Genomic DNA, 4,869 nt, shown 5'->3' with positions numbered 1-4,869 from the left:
ATCACTGTAGTAAACATCGTTGGCATTTCAACCAATATTGGCCGCACCTGTTATGCACTCACCGAAATAGATGCCGCAGTGTCGACCACAGTGACACCTTTTGCACTCAATTCAGCCGCCACCTGTGCGGTATTTTCCGCAAACACCGCTCGTGTTGCAGCCAGATTCAATACGACGTTAAAACCAGCCTCCAGCAACTGCTCTATCGATTTTTTGACACAAAAATCTAACGCCAGACCACCCAGGATGACAGTGTGAATGCGGTTGGCACGTAAGAACTCAAGCCCCCCCGTTGACAATGTATCGGCCTGATCATGATAGAAAGCCCCATAAGGATGTGCATCCGGGTCGATGCCTTTATTGATTTGAAAATCATACTCACGCACCGCCGGCAGACCTGGTAGCAGCTCCACGCCTGGCGTACCAACCACACAATGAGGGTTCCATTTGATATCCACCTCAGGCAAACCTACCGGCTGCAACATCTGATCTGGTGTGTCCGCTTCCCAGGCAGCGCCAGGTGGATGCATGTCTCTGGACACGAGCGTTAAAGCCGCTTTACTGTGATTGCGCTTTAGCTCATCAACAATATCGAGTGCGCCCGCCACCGGCAATTCATTCGGACACAATTCGCTGAAGCCTTTCTGCGGATCCACATCCAATGCGGCAGTAGTCGCTCTATCCAACGTTACATCTGTACTCATGAGATATCCTTTGCGGTGTTACCGCAGACATGTCTGAAAATAAGTCACACTTTTCTGGCCAAGGCTGTACACCTGAGCAGGCTTGCCGCCTTTCCCCTTATTACTCGAAGCCATCTTGTTTGCACTGGTGATGACTCCTGTTTCAATCAGGCGCCGCTTCACTGTCATCCGGTTAACCTCAACACCGAACTTAGCGTAAGCCGAAATGATGTCAGAGACTAAAAACTCTTTATCAAGCGCAAACAGCGCTACGGAAGTATACTCCACCGCTGCACGCAGCTTATTCCACGCCAGCTTAATCAGGTCGGCATGGTCAAATGCCAAAGCCAATTCATTATTAAGTATACTATCCAGACGAAACCAACGAAGTTGTTCCCGGCACAAGCCGCAGTTGTTGATCTGCTCGACATTGGTATGGTTTAGCAGTGCGTAGTGCGCAATGGACACACTCCACCCATCTGGATCACGTTTTGGGTTGCCGTCCACCATAGGCTGACTGATGTAATTTGGGTAAGTGTGGATCTTCTGTCGACAGATACGCCTGCGCGCAGCGTCAAAATCCTCATCGGCGGGCAACCCGCCCTGCTCACTCATGTCCTGTTCAAACACGAAACCACCAGGGATCGACCACATACCACATTGGGGACGATTGGGGTTACTGCGCTTAATCAAAAGCACTTCTAACCCGTTGTCACCCAATTTCAGACATATCATGTCAATGGTTACTATCATGGTGGCCTCTTATATGTCTCTACTTGCTCGCTACCTTACCCAGCCATTATCACAAGGTCAACAGGAAAGTAACGATTTGTTATTAACTTAAAAATTAACGTTTAACCAGCAAGGTGGATGCTAACTTACGAGAATAGCTGACAAATCCCACCTTATAGAAAGTAGCAGAATATTCATGGTTAATAACACAAATTGACAAACTTGGCAGAGTTAATTACAGTTCCCCCATTAGGTAACAAACATAATGTTATTAACATTGCTCCTGATGGTTTAAGGATGCCTTATGAACGCCCAACTTTTTCATCACCGGATCATTCAAAGTGCGCTCGATCTCGATGTATACAAGATCAATATGATGCAAGCCGCACACCGACTGTATCCAGAAGCACATGTCCGGTATGAGCTCATCGTTCGCTCCGATGAAGATTTGTCTGATCTCATCAATGAAGTGCGCGCGGAAATCGCTCAGCTGGCCAATTGCACATTCTCTGAGGCGGATATCCAGTATTTAACGATGAAGGCACCACACTTAAGTGAGGCATTTCTCGATTACCTGCGTTATTTCCGTTTTATGCCCCAGCAGCATATCTGCGTTGATACCATTCGCACACTGAAAGGTAAAAAACAGTTACGCGTATCCATTGCCGGTAGCTGGAAAGACACCATTCTTTACGAAACACTAGTGATGAGCATCATCTCTGAGGTGCGCAACCGTCGTCGCTGGGACGACATTCCTTATAAACAGTTTATGTCGGTACTCAAAGACAAAGTGCAGCGACTCAAAGCAGAATTGTCAGCACGTCATATCACCAACTTCCGCTTTTCAGAAATGGGCAGCCGCCGCCGATTCAGCTACCAGACACAACACGACATGCTGGACTACCTGCGCCAGGAAATCCCTGAACTCCTGAGCGGAACCAGCAACTATCATCTGGCCCGTGAGTTTGATCTGACCCCAATTGGGACGGTTGCCCACGAATGGTTTATGGCACACCAAGCGATGGTCAACGTACGAGATTCTCAGCGCGTTGCCATCGACAACTGGCATCACACGTTTGATGGCGCGCTCGGCATCGCCTTAACCGACACCATCGGTATCGATGCGTTTTTACAGGATTTCAATTTACGCCGGGCTCAGGCATACGCAGGTGTACGACATGACTCAGGATCTCCGTTTGACTGGGGTGACAAAATGATCGCTCATTACCAGAAGCTGGGAATCGATCCAATGAGTAAGATGCTGATCTTCACTGATGGTCTTAATTTCGACCGCGCGCTGGAGATTTGCGAATATTTTGCTGGCCGAGCACAGATCAGCTTTGGTATCGGCACGTTCTTGGCCAATGACATGGGGGAATGGCAAAACCGTCAGGGTGAAATCTATGAACCGCTTTCCATGGTCGTAAAAATGGCGGAGTGTAATGGATCACCCGTTGCGAAAATCAGTGACGAACCCGAGAAAGCCATGTGTGAGGATTTGTTTTTCCTAATGAATCTCAAACAGCGTTTTGGCTTGCCTGTCGATCTCGACAAAGCCATCGGTACACTGAAGTCAATGAAAATAAGCCAGCACAAATTTCAAAGTGTCGCCTGATAAGTCGCACCATTCCAATGAAAAAGCCAGTGTCGTTGAGCACTGGCTTTTTACTAGCGACTATTTAGTGATGTACAAATCACGCGTATAGCGCCGCTCAGATGCGTTGTGGTTGCTGTAGCCACCGACACGAGTCTGTTTTAACACTGAACGGGTATAGAAATACACCGGAATTGCGGGCATCTGATCAGAGAAAATCTGCTCGGCTTTCTGGTATAGGGCTTTACGCTCCGCATCATTGGCGGCATAAGTGGCGTCTTGCAACATTTTATCGTAACGCTCGTCATGCCAACCGCCGTAGTTCATGCCCGAAGAATCGAAGTAAGACAAGAAAGTCGATGCTTCGTTGTAGTCTCCGATCCAGGCATAACGGGCTACCTCAAAGTTCTTTGACGATAGTTCCTGCAGGAACGTTTTCCATTCCTGATTTGCTATCTGAACATTGGCACCAAGGTTCTTTTTCCACATCGATGCCATCGCAATCGCCAGCTTTTTGTGTGATTCGCTGGTGTTATACTCCAGCTCGAACGACAAAGGTTTATCTTTGCCATAGCCCGCTTCCGCCAGCAATTGTTTTGCCTGTTTATTTCGTTCAGCTTGCGTCATTTCGGCCCATTCCAGTGTCGGCACATCAAACCCGGCCACGGCAGGCGGCGTGTTTGAGTACGCAGGCAGTTGCCCCATCCCCAAAATTCCATTTACGACGATATCGCGATCAATCGAGTACGCCAGTGCTTTTCGTACTCGCGGATCATCAAACGGCTTTCTACTGGTGTTGAACAAGTAGTAATATGTGCCCAGCGATGGCATGGTGAGCAGTTCATTCGGACGCTCTTTCTTGATGGTTTTGTACAACTCCAGCGGCACCGTTGAAGTGATGTCCACTTCTCCGGTACGGAAGCGGTTGTATTCCGCGTTTTCGTCCTGAATCGGCAGATACGTGACTGTCTCGATCACAGTTTTGTCGTTGTTCCAATACGCTGGGTTGCGCTTGAGTACCACACGCTCATTGATGACCCAAGTATCCAGCGTATAAGCACTGCTGGTCACGATGTTTTCCGGTTTGGTCCAGTTCTCACCATATTTTTTCACGGTCGCTTCCGGCAGAGCAAAAGTACTCTCATGCGCTAGCATCTTGGTAAAATAAGGTACAGGCTTGGTCAGCGTGATCTGAACGGTTTTATCGTCTAACGCTTTCACACCCAGTGTATCCGGTGATTTCTCACTTTTCGTGATTTCTGACGCATTGACGATACCGGCCAGCTCCAGATACCAGGAGTAAGGCGCGCCAGTTTTCGGATCAACAATGCGCTGGAATGCAAACACAAAGTCGCTGGCTTTGATCGGCGAACCATCCGACCAGTTTGCGTCACGCAAGTGGAAAGTGTACTGCGTTGCGTCTTCTGAAACGTCCCACGTGGTGGCTAAGGCTGGGATGATATTACCGTCTAAGTCCTCACTCACCAAACCTTCAAACATATCGCTGATAACACGGGAACTCGAGGTGTCTGACGACATCGACGGATCCAGCGTTGGCACTTCATCACCGTTACCTCGAGTGATGGTTTGGGTATCTGCCAGCATGACGCCTGCTGGCACTTCCGCCGCCCACGCAGGAGATGAAACAAGCACTGCCAAGCTACTTGCCAGCAGTGTTCGGGTAAATTTTTGCATCTGATTTCCTTATACTTAAATGGTTAACGGGCAGAGAGCCAGTCACCTATCGGCCGAATTCAGCTCCGGCGTACGTCTCCAGTTCCGCACTGACATCCTAACAGTGTGAATTGAACACTTTGTTATAACGTGTTTTATCACCGGACTCTGGGAGCTAAGTTAAGG

At 48.7% G+C, this 4,869-nt stretch carries 4 protein-coding genes; 1 reads left to right on the top strand and 3 read right to left on the bottom strand.

Annotated elements, in window-relative coordinates:
* Window positions 1-50: 50 nt before the first annotated feature.
* Window positions 51-704 carry an isochorismatase family protein gene (locus CAG65_RS03015; RefSeq protein WP_161452087.1) on the bottom strand — a complete coding sequence of 218 codons (654 nt, stop codon included), beginning with the start codon at window positions 702-704 and terminating at the stop codon, window positions 51-53.
* Between the two features lie 18 nt (window positions 705-722).
* The gene (locus CAG65_RS03010) at window positions 723-1,436 is read right to left on the bottom strand and encodes an NUDIX domain-containing protein (RefSeq protein WP_021705500.1); all 714 of its coding nucleotides are present in this window, start codon (window positions 1,434-1,436) and stop codon (window positions 723-725) included.
* Between the two features lie 283 nt (window positions 1,437-1,719).
* Between CAG65_RS03010 and pncB the strand changes: the two genes are divergently transcribed.
* Window positions 1,720-3,030: a nicotinate phosphoribosyltransferase gene (gene pncB, locus CAG65_RS03005; protein ID WP_161452085.1), complete on the top strand. Its 1,311-nt coding sequence runs from the start codon at window positions 1,720-1,722 to the stop codon at window positions 3,028-3,030.
* Window positions 3,031-3,090: 60 nt separating this feature from the next.
* On the opposite strand, the gene CAG65_RS03000 is transcribed toward pncB, so the two are convergent.
* Window positions 3,091-4,704, bottom strand: a complete 1,614-nt coding sequence (locus CAG65_RS03000) for a peptide ABC transporter substrate-binding protein (protein WP_161452084.1) — start codon at window positions 4,702-4,704, stop codon at window positions 3,091-3,093.
* Window positions 4,705-4,869: the final 165 nt, after the last annotated feature.

Origin of the sequence: Vibrio sp. V39_P1S14PM300, assembly GCF_009904765.1 — a bacterium.
Classification (GTDB): domain Bacteria; phylum Pseudomonadota; class Gammaproteobacteria; order Enterobacterales; family Vibrionaceae; genus Vibrio; species Vibrio proteolyticus.
This window is presented reverse-complemented; position numbering and strand designations above follow the sequence as displayed.

Excerpts from the sequence above, each read along its gene's own strand:
- pncB (WP_161452085.1), top strand. The coding sequence starts at position 1,720 with ATGAACGCCCAACTTTTTCATCACCGGATCATTCAAAGTGCGCTCGAT.
- CAG65_RS03000 (WP_161452084.1), bottom strand. The coding sequence starts at position 4,704 with ATGCAAAAATTTACCCGAACACTGCTGGCAAGTAGCTTGGCAGTGCTT.
- CAG65_RS03015 (WP_161452087.1), bottom strand. The coding sequence starts at position 704 with ATGAGTACAGATGTAACGTTGGATAGAGCGACTACTGCCGCATTGGAT.
- CAG65_RS03010 (WP_021705500.1), bottom strand. The coding sequence starts at position 1,436 with ATGATAGTAACCATTGACATGATATGTCTGAAATTGGGTGACAACGGG.